This window comes from Nesterenkonia sp. Act20 (genome assembly GCF_019173455.1).
In the GTDB taxonomy this organism is placed as follows: domain Bacteria; phylum Actinomycetota; class Actinomycetes; order Actinomycetales; family Micrococcaceae; genus Nesterenkonia.
This window is the reverse complement of sequence record NZ_JADPQH010000001.1, coordinates 558,589-578,506: the sequence shown is the minus strand read 5'-3', so window position 1 is coordinate 578,506 and position 19,918 is coordinate 558,589. Positions and strand designations below refer to the sequence as shown.

Sequence of the window (19,918 nt, the reverse complement as noted above, 5' to 3'; positions counted from 1 at the left end):
TCAGAACACAGCTGCGGCGGCCACCTCCCTGGTCTCCGGAGCGACAGCCCCTCAGAGAGCGAGATTCAGTGAGCACCAGCGCCTCCGGCGAGACCCCGTCGACGACCACCTCCGGCCCCATCGGAGCACATATGCGCTCAGGACCGCTGCGCGCAGGTCAGCGGGTTCAGCTCACCGACCGCCGGGGCCGGCCCAGCACCATCACGCTGCAGCCCGGCGGAGAATGGCACACCCATCAGGGCGTGCTCCGCCACGATCTGCTCATCGGCGCCAGCGAGGGGATCCTGGTGGCCAATGACGCGGGTCATGAGTACCAGGTGCTGCGCCCGCTGCTCAACGACTTCGTGCTCTCCATGCCCCGCGGCGCGACAGTGGTCTACCCGAAGGACTCCGCACAGATCGTGCAGGTCGCCGACATCTTCCCGGGTGCTCGGGTGGTCGAGGCCGGCGTGGGCTCCGGCGCGCTGTCGATCTCGCTGCTCCGCGCCGTCGGGGAGAACGGGGTGCTCCATTCCTACGAGCGGCGTGCTGACTTCAAGGACATCGCGGTCGGAAACGTCGAGGCGTTCTTCGGCGAGTCCCACCCAGGCTGGGAGGTCTATCTCGGGGACATGCAGGAGGAGGTCCTCACCGTGGAGGAGCCCGGCAGCGTGGACCGGGTGGTGCTGGACATGCTCGCACCCTGGGAGTGCCTGGACGCGGTGAAGACCGTCCTGGCGCCCGGGGGAGTCTGGGTCAGCTATGTGGCCTCCGTGACCCAGCTGTCCCGTCTCGCCGAGGAGATCCGCGCCTCACAGGGGTTCACCGAGCCCGAGGCCCACGAGACCATGCTGCGCACCTGGCATCTGGACGGACTGGCCGTACGGCCGGATCACCGCATGGTGGCGCACACCGGCTTCCTGCTCTCCGCGCGGCGGCTCGCCGATGACCAGACCCCCTTGCAGCTGAAGAAGCGCGAGAAGGTCTCCACAGTGAGCGAGGAGGACCGCGCCGCATGGCCCGCCAACGATCCCGAGGCTGTCTGGGACGAGGCAAGCCTGAAGACCCGCACCGTCTCGGGGAAGAAGAGCCGCAAGGCCGCGGCCTACTCCCAGAAGATCGCCGCACAGGCCAAGGAGGTGTTCACCCGTGAGTGAGCAGACAGGTAACGAGGCCCCGCAGCAGAGCCGCGAGGCCCAGCAGCTGCAGAACCGGCTGAACCAGGCCCACCGCCAGCTGGACACGCTGCGCAGCCGCGCCAAGCAGCTGGAGACTCAGCTGCAGAGCGCAGGGCGGAACAACCAGCGCATGGTGGATCTGCTGGAGACCACCCGCAACGAGATCTCCGAGCTGCGCAATGCGCTGCAGGCTGATGGACAGGCGCCCTTCACCTTCGGCACCGTGATCGGCTACCGCCCGGCCCACGAGCAGGTGACTGGCCGGGAGATCCAGGCCACCACGGTGGCCGGAGTCGACATCCTCCAGGCGGGACGCAAGCTGCGCGTGAGCCTCTCCCCGCTGATCACCCCCGAGGAGCTCCAGGCCGGAGACGAGGTGCTGCTCAATGAGAACTTCACCGTCGTGGCGGTCCTGGGGGCCGAGCCGACCGGCGAGCTCGCGCGGGTCAAAGAAGTGCTGCCCGACTCCCGCCTGGTGATCGTCTCCCGCGGCGAGGACGAACGCGTCGTGACCCTCACCGCTGCCGCACAGGCGCAGGCCAAGGCCGAGGGGCTGCACAGCGCCCGCGTCGGCGATGCCGTGATGGTGGACCTGCGCACCGGCACTGCCACCGAGATCGTTCCGCTCTCGGAGGTCGAGGATGTGGTGCTCGAAGAGTCACCCGACGTCTCCTACTCGGACATCGGGGGGCTCTCCGAGCAGATCGAGGCCATCCGTGACGCCGTGGAACTGCCGTTCCTGCACGCCGACCTGTACCAGGAGCACGGACTGCGCGCCCCCAAGGGCATCCTGCTCTACGGCCCGCCTGGCTGCGGCAAGACCATGATCGCGAAAGCCGTCGCCAGCTCCCTCGCCGGCAGCGGCAGCGGCGCGCGGGCCGGAGGAGCTGAGACGACGGTCCGGAACGCCACGTCCGACGGCGGCGATGCAGCCTCCGAGGGCCAGGGCACGGGGGCCTTCTTCTTGAACATCAAGGGCCCGGAGCTGCTGAACAAATACGTCGGTGAGACCGAACGGCATATCCGGGTGATCTTCTCCCGCGCTCGCGAACGCGCCTCCTCCGGCCAGCCCGTGGTGGTCTTCTTCGATGAGATGGAGGCCCTGTTCCGCACGCGCGGCAGCGGCGTCTCCTCCGATGTGGAGACCACCATCGTACCGCAGCTGCTGGCGGAGATCGACGGCGTGGAGTCGCTGGAGAACGTGATCGTCATCGGTGCCTCCAACCGGGAAGACATGATCGACCCGGCCATCCTGAGGCCTGGCCGGCTGGATGTGAAGATCCGCGTCCAGCGACCCGGCCGTGAAGGTGCCGGAGAGATCCTCGGCATCCATCTCGGCGGGGCCGTCCCGCTGCACCCTGACCTGCTCGCCGAGCATGGCGACCGGTCCTCGGCGGTGGCGTTCCTCGTCGATTCGCTGTTGGACCGGCTCTTCCCGCAGACCCAGCAGGCACGCCTGCGCCTGATCCATGCCGATGGAACGTCCACGCCCTTCCAGGCCGCCGACTTCATGTCCGGGGCGGTGCTCAGCAACATCGTCGACCGGGCGAAGAAGGCCGCGATCAAGGACTTCCTGGGCTCCGGCACCGATCCGGCGCAGAAGGGCCTCACTCTGGACCACCTCTTCGACGCCGCTGAAGAGGAGCTCCGAGACCAGGAGGACCTGGTGAACACCTCGGATCCGCAGGCCTGGTCACGCGTCGTCGGCGCCTCGAGCTCTCCCGTGGTGCGCATCGAGCGGCCCGCCGTCGGGGCTGACACCAGCGCCCCCAGCGCCCCTGCGCAGCAGCGGGGCCGACGATGAGCGTGCGCAGGCTGATCGGGATGGAGACCGAGTACGGGATCCATGCCCCCGCCAACCCCAGGGCCAGCCATGTGGCGCTGTCCATCGAGCTGGTCAACGCCTATGCCGCCCATGTGACCGAGACCGGCGGTGCCGTGGCGGGCACCGAGTGGGACTATCAGTCGGAGTCCCCGCTGGTGGACGCCCGGGGCTGGGTGCTTCCGCGCTCCGCCGCCCATCCCTCGCAGCTCACCGACACCGAGGAGGCCTTGGACCACGCGCGCTACGACGAGGCGCTGAGCTATGCCACCGAGCAGGAGTCCGGACAGGGGCCCGTCCGCGACGCGCTGGGAAACGTCAGCGGGGGAGACCCCAGCCCGGCCGACGTCGCAGGGGCCTACCACGCGCCTGGGTCGGCGCATTGGCGCGGCGACTACTTCCAGCCGCGCGAGGGTCAGCCGCAGCTGCTGATGAACCTGGTGCTGGGCAACGGCGCACGGTTCTATGTGGATCACGCCCACCCGGAATATTCCTCTCCCGAGGCGCTCGGAGCGCGCCGGGCGGTGCTCTACGACGTCGCCGGCGACCGGGTGGTCCGCGCGGCGGCGCAGCGGCTGAGCCAGGAGGAGCACTCCCCGCAGGTGCTGCTGTACAAGAACAACACGGACAACAAGTCCGTCTCCTACGGCGCCCATGAGAACTACCTGGTCCCGCGAGCGGTCCGGTTCGACGCACTGGTCGCCGGGCTGCTTCCCTTCTTCGCGTCTCGGCAGGTCATCTGCGGCGCCGGACGAGTCGGGATCGGTCAGACCAGCGGGGAGCCGGGGTACCAGATCTCCCAGCGCGCCGACTTCTTCGAGGAGGAGGTCGGTCTGGAGACGACCGTGCGTCGGCCCATCATCAACACCCGCGACGAGCCCCATGCCGATCAGGATCGGTTCCGGCGGCTGCATGTCATCATCGGCGATGCCAATATGAGTGAGTACTCGGCCTGGCTGCGGGTGGGCACCACCGCGCTGGTGCTGGACCTGATCGAGTCCGGACGCGCCCCGGAGATCACCCTCGAGGACCCCGTGGCGGCGCTCAAGACGATCTCCCATGATCCGAGCCTGAGCGCCACGGTGCCCACCTCTCGGGGCCCGCTCACCGCTGTGGACATCCAGCAGCTGTACCTGCAGGCCGCCATGGACTGGGCTCAGGAGAAGACCGGGCCCGAGTCGACCCCCGCGGTTCCCGATACCGAGACCGCCGAGGTCCTCGAGGCCTGGCAGGAGCTGCTGCGCGACCTCACCGAAGACGTCTTCAGCGCCGCGGACCGGGTCGACTGGGTGGCGAAACTCTCGCTGCTCGAGTCCTACCGGCGCCGCGACTCTCTGGACTGGGATGCCCCCGTCCTGGCCATGGTGGATCTGCAGTACGCCGATCTCCGTGAGGAGAAGGGGCTCTACTACAAGCTGGCGCGCGCCGGCAGGATGCGCCGGCTCTTCACCGATCAGCAGATCGCCTCGGCCGCGGAGCACCCACCCGAGGAGACCAGAGCCTGGCTTCGCGGACGGCTGGTGAGTCAACACCCCGACGTCGTCGTCGGTGCCAGCTGGGACCAGGTCCTGCTGCGGGCCGATGCCGTGGCCCCGACGGTGCGCCTGGGGCTTCCGGACCCCTATTCGGGGACCCGTGCGGCTGCGGAGAATACACTTGTCAGCGCGAAGACCAACGCGGACCTCATCACCGGACTCCAGCGTCTGCTGGGGCGATGACGTCGCTCGGCCATCAAAGGAGAGAACCATGTCCACTCAACCGCAGAAGCGACCCCACGGCGGAGACGAGGACGGCGGGCCTGCCGCCGAGGCGACACCAGTGAGCGGAAGCGCCCAGGCCCAGAAGCGCGCCGGGGAGCTGGACAGCATGTTGGACGAGATCGACTCGGTGCTCGAATCCAACGCCGAGGAGTTCGTCAAGGGGTTCGTCCAGAAGGGCGGCGAGTAGCACTCCATGGAGCGTCGTGTCTTCGGGGTGGAGACCGAGTTCGGGATCACCCACCAGGGTGGCGAGCATCGCGGGCTGCCGCCTGACGAGCTGGCCCGCTACATCTTCCGGCCCGTGCTGAAATGGGGTCGCAGCTCCAACGTCTTCATCCCGAATGCCTCGCGGCTCTATCTCGATGTCGGATCGCACCCCGAGTACGCCACCGCTGAATGCGACGACCTGCTGGACCTGATCGCCTCTGATCGGGCCGGCGAGCTCATTATGCATGATCTGGCACAGCGTGCCGAGGCAGCCATGGCTGAGGACGGATTCGACGGCAGCGTCTATCTGCTCAAGAACAACGTGGACTCCCAGGGCAACTCCTATGGCAGCCACGAGAACTACATGATCCCGCGCACCACCCACTTCCGCCGGCTCTCCACGATCCTGCTGCCCTTCCTGGTGACCCGGCAGATCCTCGTCGGTGCCGGACGACTCGTGCCGGCCACTGACGAGACTCCGGCGCACTACGCGTTCTCCCAGCGCGCCGATCACATGTGGGAAGGCATCTCCTCGGCCACCACGCGCTCACGCCCGATCATCAACACTCGGGATGAGCCGCATGCCGATGCGGCGCTGCACCGCCGGCTGCATGTGATCGTCGGAGACTCGAACATGTCCGAGACCACGAGCCTGCTGCGCTACGGCGCCACCGACCTGGTGCTGCGCATGGTCGAGTCCGGCGTCCCGGTGGGCGACTTCGAGCTGGAGAACCCGATCGGGGCGATCCGCCACATCAGCCACGACATCAGCGGAACTGCCACCGTGAAGGTCCGCAACGGCCCCGAGATGACCGCTGTGGACATCCAGTCGGGTCTGCTGGACCGCGCCCGGCGCTTCGTGCGGGAGAACGGGGCGCATCATGACCAGGTGGAGCAGATCTTCGAGCTCTGGGAACGCACGCTGCAGGCGGTCGCCAGCGGAGACCACAGCTCGATCGAACGGGACATCGACTGGGCGATCAAGAAGCGCCTGCTGACCGACGTCGCCGAACGCGGCGGCCTTCGCCAGGGACATCCGAAGCTGGAACAGCTGGACATGGCCTACCACGACGTCCACCCGCGCCGCGGGGTATTCAATGTGCTCGCAGCGCACGGCAGGGTCAGCACCCAGCTGGAGCCGGAGCGGATCGAGCGTGCCATCGTCGACCCGCCAAGCACCACTCGCGCGGCGCTGCGCGGTCGGTTCCTCTCCACAGCGCGCGCGCTGGGAGCCGAGCACACCGTGGACTGGGTGCACCACAAACTGGTGGACCGTCCCTTGGACGCGCTCATGCTCAAGGACCCGCTGCTCGCGGAGGATCCGCGCCTGGACACCCTGCTGGCGAAGCTGGGTGATCGTGTCGAGACGCTGCGCGAGCAGAACCTGGCGCAGCGCCGGGAACAGGCGGTGCCGCTGGCGCTGAGTGAGCGCTATACGCTTGCCTCTCCCCGGGAGTTTGCTGAGCCTCCGCTGATCTGACGAACCTGGTATCCGGCCTGTACAGTGCTGGCAGGCCCCAGACCGTGTCTCGGTCGCTGTCCACCTCGAAGGAATCATTGTGCATCGTTCGTTCCGCCGCACCACTGTGGCACTTTCCGTTCCGGCGGTACTGCTGTTGTCCTCCTGCTCCACCGAGGGCCTGGGGGACACCGACGCCCTCTCCGGTGTCGAGCTGCACTACACCGAGGAGGGCACCCCAGAGGTCATCCTGCGCAACCCGCTCGAGATCGAAGAGGAGGCCTCCAGGGTCCTCGACCGTGGTGACGGAGAGGACCTGGACGAGGAGCAGATCCTCGAGGTGTCCCACGCCGTGGTCGACCCCGAGACCGGCGAGGTCCAGGAAGAGAGCTTCACGGAGGGCAACCCCTCGATGGTCTTCCTGCCCCAGATGCAGGAGCAGAGTGAGTTCATCTACGACTCGCTGACCGACACAGATCTGACGGTGGGCTCCGAGATCGCCCTCTTCGAACCTGCCAACGCCGAGTCACAGGCGCCAGCCACGCTGCTGGTGCTGCGCGTGGAGGGACAGTCCGAGGCCTACGCCTCAGGTGAGGCCCAGGAACAGAGCGGGGACCTCCCGGAGATCGAGAGCACCGAGGGTGAGGCCCCCGCGCTTGCCGGAGAGATCACCGGCGACGCCCCCGAGGAGACCACCTCCGAGGTCCTGATCCAGGGCGACGGCGAAGAGATCGCAGCCGACGATCAGGTCGTGGTGCGCTACACCGGCTGGAAGTACTCCGACGGCGAGCAGTTCGACTCGAACTGGCCGACCGACGACGAGGAGGCCGATCCGGGTCCGACAGGATTCCCCTTGGCGAACCTGGTTCCAGGCTGGGCCGAGGGCCTCGAGGGCAAGCAGGTCGGTTCCCGGGTGCTGATGGTCATCCCGCCCGAGGCCGGCTACGGCGAGGTCGAGGAGGGCGCCGAAGAAGACGCTCAGCACGAGCTCGCGGGGGAGACCCTGATCTTCGTGGTGGACCTCATCGCCTCCGCGGACGCTCCGGAGGCCGCTCCGGCGCAGCCGGGCGGTCAGCCGGGCGGTCAGTCGGGCCAGCCTGAGCTCACTGAGGAAGAGATCCAGGAGATGATCGAAGAGATGGAGAGCCAGCAGGAGGGCGGCGCCGAGGGTGGCGAGGCTGACTCCGGCGGCGACTCTGAGAACACCGACTCTGAGAACCAGAACGAAGAGGAGACCGAGTAATGTCCTTCGGCCAGCGCAGCTATGACCGCACCCGCCCCGAGATCGACTTTCCCGGGGACACCCCGCCGCAGGAGCTGGTCATCGAGGAGCTGATCTCCGGCGGCGGTCACGCCGTGGAGCCGGGGGACCAGATCTCCTGCCACTACGTGGGCGTCTCCTGGTCCACCGGGGAGGAGTTCGACGCCTCCTGGAACCGTGGTGAGACCCTTGACTTCACCGCCGGCATCGGACAAGTCATTCAGGGCTGGGACCAGGGGCTCATCGGCATGAAGGAGGGTGCTCGGCGTCGCTTCGAGATTCCTCCGCACCTGGCCTATGGTGAGCAGGGTGCCGGCGCGGCCATCGGTCCGAACGAGACCCTGATCTTCGTGGTGGACCTGGTCAGCGTCCGCAAGGCCTCCTGACCTGCAGCTGTGACGGATCCGCAGCACGCCAGTGCGGCCGCGCCTCTCGAGTCCACGCAGCCTGGGCCCTCCGCGGAGCCGCAGGCAGCCTCTGCCCAGGAGGAGGACGAGCTCCAGGACGTCTACGCCGACTACGGCGTGGCGCGGGCCTTCTCGCTGGCTGCCAGCATCCTCGATGCGGGCAGCGGCGGGCTGACCAAGACCGAGATCCGCGAGCGGGTGGAGCACTACCGTTCCTTCGGCGAGGGCCAGTCCGAGGACGCCTGGGAGCGGCTGTTCAGCCGGGACAAGGATCACCTGCGCAGCTGCGGGATCGCCATCGCAGAACCGGCTGCCGACCGGGACGACTACCGGTACCGCATCGACCCGGACGACTACGGACTGCCGGCGCTTCCGCTCACCGACGCCGAGAGGCTCGTGCTCACTCGTGCGAGCCAGCTGTGGGCGGGAAGTCGGACGCGGTCCTGGCTGGAGCAGGCGAGCTGGGCGCTGTCCACGGAGTCCGCAGCCTCGCCTCGATTCGAGGACCAGGCCGGTGCGCTGAGCTTCAACCTCGGCAGCGACGACGAGTTCGACCGGCTCACCGAGCTCGCCGCGCTCGATGCAGGCACGGTCGTCGGATTCGACTACACCGCGCGGGGCGCCGCCCGGCCATCGCCTCGACGGGTCGTGCTGCTGGACTACGCAGCCCGCGGACACTGGTACCTGATCGGTCATGACCTGGACCGAGACGCTCGTCGCGTGTTCCGGCTCGATCGTGTGCACGGGGTCATCAGGGCCCTGACACCGCAGCCGCGGCTCACCGAGGACCAGCGCAGCGCCGTCGCCGGAGTGGACGCCCGTGCGGCGTTCGACGGGTTCACCGGGGCGGAGGACCCCGCAGAGCTCCTCCGTGGAGTGCTCGACGCGCACACTGCTCCGAGCCCCAGGCTTCCGCGGCTCGCTCGAGCGGCACCCGCGCGTCAGGCAGACCCCGCGCACCGCAAGGTGGAGCGGGTCCTCTCCATCGCCGCGTATCTGCTCAGCTCCCCGGGGGTGCGCCCCTCGGAGCTGCTGCGCCGACATCAGATCACCCCCAAGCAGCTGCTCAAAGACCTGCTCTCCATCCAGCAGTCAGGCAGCTTCGGTCCAGGGCAGTATGGCGAGTTCATCGATGTCGACCCTGCCCCGCCGCTGAACCTTGCACAGTTCACCGAGGAGTACCTGCCTGCCGATGAGCCGATCACCCTCGCGATGCCCTCCGCGCGCACCGGAGACGTGCTGGCCCGGCCGCTGACACTGACCAAACCAGGAGCGCTTTCGCTGTTGATCGCGCTGAACACGATCATCGGTGAGGCTGAAGCGGGTGTCGACCTCTGGCTACCGGCGGCGATCTCGCTGCGGGGAAAGATCACCACGGTGCTTCCGGGAGGGCTGCAGCGCGCAGCCACCCAGGTCGCCGCTGGAGCGCAGGCGCAGACCCACGAAGTTTCGGCGCTGCGCGAGGCGGTCCGCGCGGGCACCTGCCTGGAGCTCGTCTACGAGGACGCCGAGGGCACGCGCACTCGACGGGTGGTGGAGCCCGCACAGGTCTATATCGACGGGCCGCGCATCTACCTGCAGGCCTGGTGTCGGCTGGCTCAGGCACCGCGCAACTTTCTCGGTTCGCGCATCCTCGAGCGCACGGCCCTGCCCGAGGAGCCGATCAGTGACCAGGCCCGCGCGCTCGCGCAGGCTCCGGTGGAACCTCCTCAGCCGCCGCGCGGAGCGGGCGCCTTCGACGTGGTCCTTCGCTTCTCCCCGGCGGCCGCCGGGCTCGCCGACCGGTACGCACCGCAGCGCCAGCGCACCCACGCCGACGGCGCCCGCAGCATCGGCACCTGGTTCCAGAGCCGAGAGGCGCTGATCAGGCTGTGCCTGCAGGCGGGCGGTGATGTGGCAGTGCTCGCCCCCGCCGAACTGCGCCGCGAAGTCCTTGATCGCGCCCGCGCCCAGCTGTCCGAGCTCACGGCCTGAGTGGCGTACCATTGGCCTCGAGGAAAGGACCTGCGCTATGAACATCACCGGCTGGCAGATCGCGATCATCGCACTGCTCATCATCCTGCTCTTCGGAGCCCCCAAGCTGCCCAAACTGGCGAAGTCACTGGGTCAGTCCATGCGCATCTTCCGGTCTGAGGTGCGCACGATGAGCGAGGAATCGCGGAAGAACTCCGATGACTCCGCGGGCTCGACCGCGGAGGAGTCCTCGCAGGACCGTGCCCCCGTCGAGGGCCGCGTGCTCAACCCCAATGACCCGACTGCCGAGCAGAACCGCTCCGGCGAGCGGGAGCCACGGGGAGACCACCGCTAACTCGCATGGCCACCACGCAGAAGAGGCGGCGCGACCCCGAGCGGACCATGGCGCTGAAAGACCATCTCCGTGAGCTGCGCAATCGCCTCATCAAGGCTGCACTGGGGATCCTTGCCGGCGCCGTCGCCGGCTTCTTCCTGTACGACTGGCTGGTCCAGGTCCTCGCCGAACCCATACTCGGCTACGAGGACGACGGCCGCCTGGCCGATATCGCTTTCAGCACTGTGGGCGGTCCGCTGGACCTGATGATCCGGCTCTCACTCTTCGTCGGGTTTGTGATCTCCTCGCCCATCTGGCTCTACCAGATCTGGGCCTTCATCATGCCAGGGCTGCGCAAGACCGAGAAGCGCTACGCCATCGGGTTCATCGGCGCTTCCGTGCCGCTGTTCCTCGCCGGCATCGCGGCCGCCTACAGCGTGCTTCCGCAGGCCATCGACTTCTTCCTTGCACTGAATCCTGAAGGCACGTCGAACATCATCGACCCGGACGTCTACTTCACCTTTGTGCTGCACCTGTTCCTGGCCTTCGGCCTGGCCATGATCATCCCCGTCGTGCTCGTCGGGGTGAACATGATGGGGCTGGTCAGCGGCAAGCAGGTGCTCAAGGCCTGGCGCGGAGTGGTCATGCTCATCGCGGTGGTCTCGGCACTGGCGGCCCCCGGCGGGGACGCGGTCACGATGTTCTTCCTTGCGATCCCGCTCGCCGTGCTCTTCGGCATCGCCATTCTGCTGTGCCTGCTCAATGACAAGCGCCGCGCCAAGCGAGAAGCCGAGACCGATGCCGAGATGGAAGAGTTCATCCGGGACTGATCTCCGGGTGGAACTGCGCGGCGTTCCGCCGATCCCACGGGGTGGGCATCCCGCCCAGCGAGGTGTGCTGAGGGGTGACGCTCAGGACTGAGCGGAGGACTGAGCGGAGGTCTGAGCGGCTGCCTGGGCGCGGAGCCCGCGGAGCAGGTGGTCCTGCTCCTCGATCAGCAGCCGGCGCAGCGCCGCGGGGGCCTCGGAGTTCTCCTGGAGCCATGCGGTGGTGCGCAGCACCAGCGGGTGCTCCTCCGGCACCTGGCCGTCCTCGAGATCCTGGGCTCCGGGATAGAGGCCTGAGATGACCCGGGTGGCCTGGCCCTGGCTCATCTGCTCCCAGACCCGCAGCAGAGACTCGAAATAAGCCTCCGTCGCTCCAGCGACGAGAGACGCAGTGGCGGGATCCGCGGCGATGCCGAAGCCCTCCACCGTGGCGGTGAGGTGATCATTGGACAGCTCGCGTCCGTCCCCGTCAGTGCCGCGGAGGGCCTGTTCGAACGCGTCGGCCTTCACTCGGCGGTCGGGCCGTGCGGCCGCGGCCAGCCGGTGTGCGATGCGTGCCCGCGCGGTGGTCTTGGCGGCGAGCTCCGCGTCGATCTGGCCTATGTCCACGCGACCATGGGCGGTGAGCGCCTGCAGGAACGCCCAGCGCAGCTCCTCGTCGATGCGCAGTCCAGAGATCCCGTAGTCCTCGCCCGAGCCATCGAGCAGGGCCTCGAGCAGATCCAGCTGCGAACCCTCTCGCCGGGAGAGGACCGCGAGGCTTCGTGCGATGGCGCGCTGATGGTCTCCGATGGTGCGGGTCAGCTCCCCGGCCAGCCGAGCGGCGAGCTCCTGTTGCAGCGCAGGGCGCTGGGCCGGTGGGGTGAAGCGCTCCAGAGCGGTCAGTGACTGCCGCAGCAGTCCCTGGACGACGACGATCTCATCAATGCCCAGACCCATGGTCTGAACGGCCTGCAGAAAGCGGCGGGAGCCGAGCTCGCCGTCGCGCACCATGGACCACAGGGCGGCCCAGACGGTGGCCCGGGCAAGCGGGTCCGCCACCGGGTAGCTGAGCACCGCGGCCAGTGATTCTGCGTCGAGGCTGATCTTGGCGTAGGTGAGGTCATCCTCGTTCGGCAGCAGCAGCCGTGGCTGGTCTCCCGGCACGCTGAGCCCGGGGACCTCGGTCAGTCCACCTGGGGCAGCAGGGTCCAGGAAGACGTCCTGGGCGGCGTGAAGCTTCAAGGTGCCCGTGGCGGCATCCAAGACGTGGACTCCCACCCGGATGCGGTGCGGGCGCGCCACGGGTTCTCCGCTGGCCGGGTCTGTACCCTGCTGACGGATCACGACGGCGCCGCCGGCGAGGTCTCCACGCGAGTCGTCGATCTCCGCGGAGAGCACCGGAACACCGGCGGTCTGCAGCCAGGCCTGCGCCCAGCTGTCCATATTGGCTCCGGTGACCTCCTCCAGAACGGCGAGAAAATCCGCCAGGGTGGCATTGCCGAAGGCATGCCGGGCGAAGTAGCGCTGGGCTGCCTCACGGAAGGATTGGCGACCGGCATAGGCGGCCAGCTGTTTGAGCACCGAGGCGCCCTTGGCGTAGGTGATCCCATCGAAGTTCTGGTCGGCCGCTTCGAGGTCGCCGATGTCCGCCACGATCGGGTGTGTGGTCGGCAGCTGATCCTGCACATACGCCCAGGCCTTGCGGCCGTTGGCGAAGGAGATCCAGGAGGTCGTCCAGTCGGTGGCCTCGTCGACCGCGAGGGAGCCCATATAGTCCGCGAAGGACTCCTTGAGCCACAGGTCGTCCCACCAGTGCATGGTCACCAGATCGCCGAACCACATATGCGCCATCTCATGCATCAGCGTGTTCGCGCGGGTCTCATACTGTGCGTCGGTGGCGGCGGTGTCGAAGACGTACTTCTCGGTGAAGGTGACGAGGCCGGGGTTCTCCATCGCACCGAGGTTGTACTCCGGCACGAAGACCTGATCGTACTTCCCCCACGGGTAGGCGTAGCCGAACTCCTGGTGGAAGAAGTCCAAGCCGCGCCGGGTCAGCTCCAACAGCGCCTCGGCGTCGAAATGCTGCGCGAGCGACGCGCGGCAGAGCACCCCGAGCTCGATCTCCAGCGGATCACCGTCGGGCATGCCGGTGGTGTCGCCGGCGTGCTTCTGGAGACTGTAGTGCCCCTCGACGCGGTGGTACGGCCCCGCCAAGACGGCCGTGATGTAGGAGGACATCCGAGGAGTCTTCTCGAAGGTCACGCGCACCGACGGCTGAGCCGCCGCGCCGTCGTCGAGCACCTCGCGGGAGATCTCCGCGCCGTTGGACCGCAGCTGCCAGTCCTGCGGACCGATGATGGAGAAGCCGAACCGTGCCTTGAGGTCGGGCTGCTCGAAGACCGGGAAGACCCGCCGGGAATCGGCGGGCTCGTACTGCGTGTAGAGGTACACCTGGTCATCGGCTGGATCCACGAACCGGTGGAGACCTTCGCCCGAGCGCGAGTACCGCGCGGTGGAGAAGATCTCCACCACATTGGTCGCACGGAGCTCCGGCAGCAGGATCCGCGCCGGGCCCACATGGGCCGAGGTCTCCAGCGCCACCCCGTTGAGCACCACGGACTCGACCGAATCCCCGAGATGATCCAAGTAGGTCGAGGCCCCCGGCTCGGCGGCCTCGAAATGGATCTTGGTGTGCACGGGGTAGGTCACCGCATCGGCGGCCCCGGCGGCACGCAGATCCACCTCGACCTCATAGTCCTGGACCGTGAGCAGGGCGCTGCGCTGGGCAGCCTCCTCGCGGGTCAGGTTCTCTTCATCGGCACGGGGGAAAGCAAGCTCGGAATCCATCCTGCTATTCAAGCAGAAGCCCGCTCGGGCGTGGTGTTCACTTCTTCCGCGACTGCATCAGCTTCTCGTCCACCGGGCCGTCCGGGGAGGCACGCAGTGCCCGGTAGTACTCCATGGACTCGTCCTGGCGGCGCTGCTCGGCCCCCGAGGTGATCTCCATGCGCACATGCTCGGGCTCGTAGCCGAAGGAATCCACGATGTCCTGGGCATGGGGACGCAGTCGTTCGAGCAGCCGGTTCACGTAGGGGGTCAGCGTGCGCGCCCGCTGAGACGAGATCCGACCGTTGAGCAGATACCAGTCAAGCGTCTCTTCGATGCGGGTCAACGCGTAGAGGTCCCGCAACCAGGTCATGACCTGTTTGGTGCCCGGATCGCTCACCCGCTCCAGCGCCTCGGTGAAGGACTCCCAGAGCAGCAGGTCCGCGTGGGCCTTCGCGGCATTGATGATCTCGAACTGATGCTCATTGAAGATCGCTGCCTGCTTGGCGGCGGGCAGCTTCGAGGCCGAGCGCAGCTCACCGGCGACATCGATGACCATCTGCCGGGAGCGTTCGGTGAGCAGCTGGCGCTGCACCTCGGTCTGCTTGAACCAGTTGGCGCTGCGCCGATCGTCACCGGTGTCCTGGACCGACTGCACGGCCCGGCGCAGGCCGAAGCGATTCAGCACCGTGGACTGCGCCTGATTGGCCACGTAGCGCGAGAGCACCCCGAAGTCGGCATCCTTGAACTCCGCGGCATAGTCGCTGAGCAGGCGCTTGGCGACCAGCTGCAGCAGCACGTTGTTATCGCCTTCGAAGGTGACGTAGACGTCGAGGTCCGCACGCAGCGAGACCAGCCGGTTCTCGGAGATGAAGCCCGCGCCGCCACAGGCCTCGCGGGCCTCCTGCAGAGTGTCCAGCGCGTGCCAGGTGGTGACGGACTTGATCGCGGCGGCGAGGGTCTCCAGCTCCTGGCGGTTCGCGTCGGAATCATCCTTGCCGGAGAAGACGTCGTCGAGCTTCGTCAGCAGGTTCTCATGGGCGAAGTTCGCTGCGAACGTGGTGGCCAGGCGCGGCAGCAGGCGGCGCTGATGGAGCTGGTAGTCCAACAGCACCTCCTCTTCGATCGTGGAGGAGGCGTTGAACTGGCGACGCTGGTTGCCGTAGGTGATTGCGCCGATGAGAGCCAGCTTCGAGGCCGCCACCGAGGCGCCGGTCAGTGAGACCCGTCCTTGCACCAGGGTGCCGAGCATTGTGAAGAATCGACGACCGGGGGAGTCGATCGGCGAGCTGTACGTGCCGTCGGCTGCGACGTCACCATAGCGGTTGAGCAGATTGGTGCGGGGCACCCGGATGTTGTCGAAGCTGAAGCAGCCGTTGTCCACCCCATTGAGGCCGCCCTTCTGACCCTCGTCGGTGATGGTGATGCCTGCCAGCGGCTTGCCGTCCTCACCGCGAATGTTGGTGTAGAGGCAGTGCACCCCGTGATTGATCCCATTGGTGATCAGCTGGGCGAAGACGACGGCGTCCTTGGCGTCATTCGCCGCATTGCCGAGGTAGCGCTTGGTGGCAGCGGGGAAGGGAGTGTTGAGGATGAACTCCTCGGTGGCCGGGTCATAGGTGGCGGTGGTGCCGATGGAGGCGACGTCGGACCCGTGGCCGAACTCGGTCATCGCAAAGGCGCCAGGAGCCCGGAGGTCCATGGTGGCGGGCAGGAACCTGCGGTGATGGTCCTCGGACCCCAGATGCAGCACGGCCGCGGCGAAGAGGCCCCACTGCACGCCGGCCTTGATCTGCAGCGAAGGATCTGCAGTGACGAGCTCTTCGAAGGCGGCGATGTTCGCGCCGTGGGCATCGGAGCCTCCGAACTCTTTCGGGAACGCCCGGTGTACGGCGCCGTCCTCTGCAAGCAGGTGCATCTGCTTGAAGACGCGCTCGCGGTGATCCTCCTTGGACATGCCCTCCACCTTGTGGAAGGCCTCATTCTTGAGCAGCTCACGGGCATGGCGACGAGTGTCGGCCCAGGGTCCGAGCAGCACGTCCTCCATCACCTTCTTGTCCACGCGGACTTCGGTGTCGGCGGCGTCAATGGGGTCGGGGACCGGGTGGTGGGACATGGAGTCTCCTCAGAGCTGGGATGAGCGGCGGGCCACTCGAATGATCAGTGATCCTGCACACAAAATAGTCTATGATACTGACCAGTAACAAATGCAAGACCTGCGGGTCCGGCCCCACCGGGCCGCAGACCGTCGGGACCTGCAACCCCCAGACCAGGAGTGAGTTCCATGAGTGCACAGAACGTCCGCGACGCCGTCATCATCGGCGGAAACCGCATCCCCTTCGCCCGGGCCCACAGCGCCTACGCCACCGCCGGAAACCAAGACATGCTGACCTCCACGCTGAACGGACTGGTGGCACGGTTCGGGCTCCAGGGCCAGCAGCTGGGCACCGTCGCCGCAGGTGCGGTGATGAAGCACTCCAAGAACTTCAACCTGACCCGCGAATCGGTGCTGGGCACCCCGTTGGACCCGAAGACTCCGGCCTTCGACGTGCAGATGGCGTGCGCCACTGGCATGGAGGCCATCGGCTCCCTGGCGAACAAGATCAAGCTGGGTCAGATCGATTCGGCGATCGGCGGCGGCGTGGACTCGATCTCGGATGCCCCAATCGTGGTGACCGATGAGCTGCGCGGCATCCTGATGGAAGCCAACCGCGCCAAGACGCTGAGCCAGCGGCTCAAGGCGCTGTCCAAGATTCGTCCGGCTCACCTGGCGCCGCAGGCCCCCGGTGTCAACGAGCCGCGCACCGGGCTGTCCATGGGTGAGCATATGGCGATCACCGCCCACGCCTGGGGCATCACCCGGGCGGAGCAGGACGAGCTCGCGCTGGCCAGCCACAAGAACCTGGCAGCCGCCTACGACCGCGGATTCTTCGACGACCTGGTGACCCCCTTCAAGGGACTCAGCCGGGACAACAACATGCGGGCCGACTCGACGATGGAGAAGCTGGGTAAGCTCTCCCCGGCCTTCGGACGTGATCTTGGGGAGGACGCCACCATGACGGCGGCCAACTCCACCGCGCTGACCGACGGCGCCTCCGCAGTCCTGCTCGGCTCCGAGGAGTGGGCCGACGCACACGATCTGCCGAAGCTGGCGAACTTCATCGACTACGAAGAGGGCGCAGTGGACTTCGTGGACGGCGCTGAGGGTCTGCTGATGGCACCGGCCTACGCCGCGGCCCGGATGCTCAAGCGCAACAACCTGAGCTTCGAGGACTTCGAGTACCTCGAGATCCACGAGGCCTTTGCCTCCACCGTGCTGGCCCAGATCAAGGCGTGGGAGTCCGAGGAGTTCTGCAAGAACAAGCTCGGACTGGACTCCTCGCTGGGCACGATCGATCGGAGTCGGCTCAACGTCAACGGCTCCTCGCTGGCGGCCGGGCACCCCTTCGCCGCCACCGGCGGACGGATCGTCGCCTCGCTCGCCAAAGAGCTTCATGGCAAGCCGGGCAAGCTGGGATTCATCTCGGTGTGCGCCGCCGGCGGCCAGGGCATCACCGCGATCATCGAAGGACGGTGAACCCACCCATGCCCAAGGACATCTACACGGACTTCGCCAACACCGGCTTCGGCCGGAAGCTGACCAAGAACCTCGGTCTTCCGCAGCCTGCCCGGCTCCGACGCCATCGCCCCGGTCAGGCGCTCACACGGGGCCCGGTGGTCGTGCTCGGCGCCACGGAGGCCGCTGCGGCGCTCGCGGAGCGCATGCTCGGCTGGGGCCTTGATGTGCGGCGCCACATCGGACCCAGGGAGAAGGTGGCCGCCGTCGTCGCCTGCTTCGACTCTGTCTCGACTCCGGCCCAGCTCAGCGAGGTGGTCCTGGAACTGGGGTCGCTGCTCAAGCAGCTGATGCCCTCCGGTCGCGTCATCACGGTCTTCCGTGACCCGACCGGCACCCGCGATCCTGCCGTGCGCGCCGCACGGTCAGCCGTGCAGGGCCTCACCCGCTCCACCGCACATGAGATGCGCGCCGGCGGGACCGCCAACGGAATCGTGCTGGCGGATTCGCTGGACGCCTCGGCGCCCGGTGCTGCAGGAGCCCTGCGCTTCCTTCTCTCGGGCCGCTCGGCCTTCGTCTCCGGGCAGTTCATCTCCGTGGACACCGTCAACGGTGCGCTGCCCCAGGACTGGGACCAACCGCTGCGCGACCAGGTTGCGGTGGTGACGGGAGCCGCTCGCGGCATCGGAGCCGCCATCGCTCGCGTGCTGCGTCGCGATGGGGCCTCCGTGATCCTGGTGGACATCCCCGCCGCGGGCGAGCAGCTGGCGGCGGTGGCCAATGAGGTCTCCGGCACGGCCCTGCAGCTGGACATCACCGCGCAGGACGCGGGGGAGCGGATCCTCGCCCACGCCGCCCAGCACTATGGCCGGCTCGACATCGTGGTGCACAACGCCGGCATCACGCGGGACAAGCTGCTTGCCAATATGGACGACTCCCGCTGGAACTCGGTGATCGCCGTCAACATCGAGTCCCAGCTGCGCATGAACCGTGCCTTCCTGGCCTCCGAGCTCTTCAACTCCGATGCCCATGGCGGCTCCGGAATGGGTCCGCGCATCGTTTCGCTGGCCTCGACCTCCGGGATCGCCGGCAATCGTGGGCAGACCAACTATGCCGCCTCCAAGGCCGGTGTCATGGGGATGGTCGCGGCGACCTCCGCGCAGATGGCCTCTCGGCACGGCACGATCAATGCGGTGGCTCCCGGCTTCATCGAGACCGAGATGACCGCGAAGATCCCGTTCGCCACCCGCGAGGTGGCGCGGCGGCTGAACTCGTTGAACCAGGGGGGCCTGCCGGTGGACGTGGCGGAGACCATCGCGTTCCTCGCCTCACCCCAGGCCGGTGGCACCTCCGGGCTGACCCTGCGGGTCTGTGGCCAGAACCTCGTGGGAGCCTGAGCCGTGGCGACCCGCATCGAGATGCCCCAGCTCAGCGCCCTCTACGGCCAGGCGGCGCTGGGAGCAGCGCGCGCCAAGCTTCCCGGGTTGCGCTCCACGCCGGCCACGAGCGAGCTGCCGCAGGAGTCGCTTGTGGTCCGCCACCCTGGAGTGAGCCTGGAACAGGCCGAGCGCTACCGCAGGCTCTTCTCCGGAGAACCCTTCGACGGCGCACATCGCACCGCGCTGCCCTCGGTGTTGGTGCACATCATCGGATTCCCGGTCCAGATGGCGCTGATGAGCCGCGAGGACTTTCCGCTGCCGCTGATGGGACTGGTGCACCTGGCCAACCGGGTCGAGCACCTGCGGCCGATCACGCTCGCCCAGCCGGTGCAGGTGCTGGTCAGTGCCGAGAACCTGCGCGCGCATCGGCGGGGCACCCAGGTCGACATCCGGGTTATGGTCCTGGAGGACTCCGCAGACCCGGAGAATCTCGAGGAGCAAGCCGTGCTGTGGCGCGGGGTCTCCACCTACCTGAGCCGGGGGATCCATCTCGTGGAGGAGACCGCACCTCACGCTGCGGACTCTCCGCGGCAGGAGTTCGTCCCTCCGGTGAAGACCGCCTCGTGGCGCCTGAGCGCGGGGACCGGCAGGTCCTATGCCGCCGTGTCGGGGGACTACAACCCGATCCACGTCTCGAACCTCGCTGCGAAGGCACTGGGCATGCCATCGGCGATCGTCCACGGCATGTACTCGGCAGGACGGATGCTTGAAGGCCGGGAGCCTGAGGGCGCCGGTCACCGCTGGTCCATTGACTTCGCCGCACCCGTCGCGCTGCCGGCAACGGTGGCGTTCGCCGCGGAGCATGTCGATACGCAGCAGCTGCGCTTCACGGGATGGAATCCACGGAAGTCGCGCCTGCACTTCAGCGGAGAGCTTCGGCTGAGCTGAGCGCGCTCCGCTGAAGCGGGCCCGGCAGACCTGGGTTGAG

15 protein-coding genes are annotated in these 19,918 nt (G+C 67.7%); 13 read left to right on the top strand and 2 right to left on the bottom strand.

Going from position 1 to position 19,918, the window contains the following annotated elements:
- Positions 1 to 131: 131 nt before the first annotated feature.
- The 10 genes from IY716_RS02630 to tatC all read left to right on the top strand — a co-directional run bounded on the left by IY716_RS02630 (position 132) and on the right by tatC (position 11,190).
- Positions 132 to 1,136 carry a tRNA (adenine-N1)-methyltransferase gene (locus IY716_RS02630; RefSeq protein ID WP_218221366.1) on the top strand — a complete coding sequence of 335 codons (1,005 nt, stop codon included), beginning with the start codon at positions 132 to 134 and terminating at the stop codon, positions 1,134 to 1,136.
- Positions 1,129 to 2,961 (top strand): proteasome ATPase, encoded by a 1,833-nt coding sequence (arc, locus tag IY716_RS02625; RefSeq protein WP_369699564.1) that lies wholly within the window; start codon positions 1,129 to 1,131, stop codon positions 2,959 to 2,961. The genes IY716_RS02630 and arc overlap by 8 nt, the downstream gene beginning before the upstream one ends.
- On the top strand, positions 2,958 to 4,697 hold the full coding sequence (dop, locus tag IY716_RS02620; protein WP_218220075.1) for a depupylase/deamidase Dop: 1,740 nt from the start codon (positions 2,958 to 2,960) through the stop codon (positions 4,695 to 4,697). Before arc ends, dop begins: the two co-directional genes overlap by 4 nt.
- A gap of 28 nt (positions 4,698 to 4,725) precedes the next feature.
- Positions 4,726 to 4,926: a ubiquitin-like protein Pup gene (locus IY716_RS02615; RefSeq protein ID WP_218220074.1), complete on the top strand. Its 201-nt coding sequence runs from the start codon at positions 4,726 to 4,728 to the stop codon at positions 4,924 to 4,926.
- A gap of 6 nt (positions 4,927 to 4,932) precedes the next feature.
- A complete protein-coding gene (gene pafA / locus IY716_RS02610; protein ID WP_218220073.1) occupies positions 4,933 to 6,426 on the top strand; it encodes a Pup--protein ligase in 1,494 nt (497 codons plus the stop codon).
- Positions 6,427 to 6,505: 79 nt separating this feature from the next.
- Positions 6,506 to 7,648, top strand: a complete 1,143-nt coding sequence (locus IY716_RS02605) for an FKBP-type peptidyl-prolyl cis-trans isomerase (protein ID WP_218220072.1) — start codon at positions 6,506 to 6,508, stop codon at positions 7,646 to 7,648.
- Positions 7,648 to 8,052, top strand: a complete 405-nt coding sequence (locus IY716_RS02600) for an FKBP-type peptidyl-prolyl cis-trans isomerase (RefSeq protein ID WP_192590649.1) — start codon at positions 7,648 to 7,650, stop codon at positions 8,050 to 8,052. The genes IY716_RS02605 and IY716_RS02600 overlap by 1 nt, the downstream gene beginning before the upstream one ends.
- Before the next feature lie 9 nt (positions 8,053 to 8,061).
- Positions 8,062 to 10,047 carry a WYL domain-containing protein gene (locus IY716_RS02595; protein ID WP_218220071.1) on the top strand — a complete coding sequence of 662 codons (1,986 nt, stop codon included), beginning with the start codon at positions 8,062 to 8,064 and terminating at the stop codon, positions 10,045 to 10,047.
- Between the two features lie 37 nt (positions 10,048 to 10,084).
- Positions 10,085 to 10,381 carry a Sec-independent protein translocase subunit TatA gene (gene tatA, locus IY716_RS02590; RefSeq protein ID WP_218220070.1) on the top strand — a complete coding sequence of 99 codons (297 nt, stop codon included), beginning with the start codon at positions 10,085 to 10,087 and terminating at the stop codon, positions 10,379 to 10,381.
- Between the two features lie 5 nt (positions 10,382 to 10,386).
- On the top strand, positions 10,387 to 11,190 hold the full coding sequence (gene tatC / locus IY716_RS02585) for a twin-arginine translocase subunit TatC (RefSeq protein ID WP_255316404.1): 804 nt from the start codon (positions 10,387 to 10,389) through the stop codon (positions 11,188 to 11,190).
- 81 nt (positions 11,191 to 11,271) lie between these two features.
- Here the strand turns inward: tatC and pepN are convergent, their stop codons facing one another.
- Positions 11,272 to 14,016 (bottom strand): aminopeptidase N, encoded by a 2,745-nt coding sequence (gene pepN, locus IY716_RS02580; RefSeq protein ID WP_218220069.1) that lies wholly within the window; start codon positions 14,014 to 14,016, stop codon positions 11,272 to 11,274.
- Positions 14,017 to 14,053: 37 nt separating this feature from the next.
- On the bottom strand, positions 14,054 to 16,111 hold the full coding sequence (locus IY716_RS02575) for an acyl-CoA dehydrogenase (protein ID WP_218220068.1): 2,058 nt from the start codon (positions 16,109 to 16,111) through the stop codon (positions 14,054 to 14,056).
- Positions 16,112 to 16,279: 168 nt separating this feature from the next.
- On the opposite strand from IY716_RS02575, the gene IY716_RS02570 reads away from it, so the two are divergent.
- The 3 genes from IY716_RS02570 to IY716_RS13945 are packed head-to-tail and all read left to right on the top strand — an operon-like array spanning position 16,280 to position 19,878.
- Positions 16,280 to 17,572, top strand: coding sequence for an acetyl-CoA C-acetyltransferase (locus IY716_RS02570; RefSeq protein WP_218220067.1), 1,293 nt, complete (start codon positions 16,280 to 16,282; stop codon positions 17,570 to 17,572).
- Between the two features lie 8 nt (positions 17,573 to 17,580).
- The gene (locus tag IY716_RS02565) at positions 17,581 to 18,948 is read left to right on the top strand and encodes a 3-oxoacyl-ACP reductase (RefSeq protein WP_218220066.1); all 1,368 of its coding nucleotides are present in this window, start codon (positions 17,581 to 17,583) and stop codon (positions 18,946 to 18,948) included.
- 3 nt (positions 18,949 to 18,951) lie between these two features.
- A complete protein-coding gene (locus IY716_RS13945) occupies positions 18,952 to 19,878 on the top strand; it encodes a MaoC/PaaZ C-terminal domain-containing protein (protein WP_218220065.1) in 927 nt (308 codons plus the stop codon).
- The last annotated feature ends 40 nt before the right edge of the window (positions 19,879 to 19,918 follow it).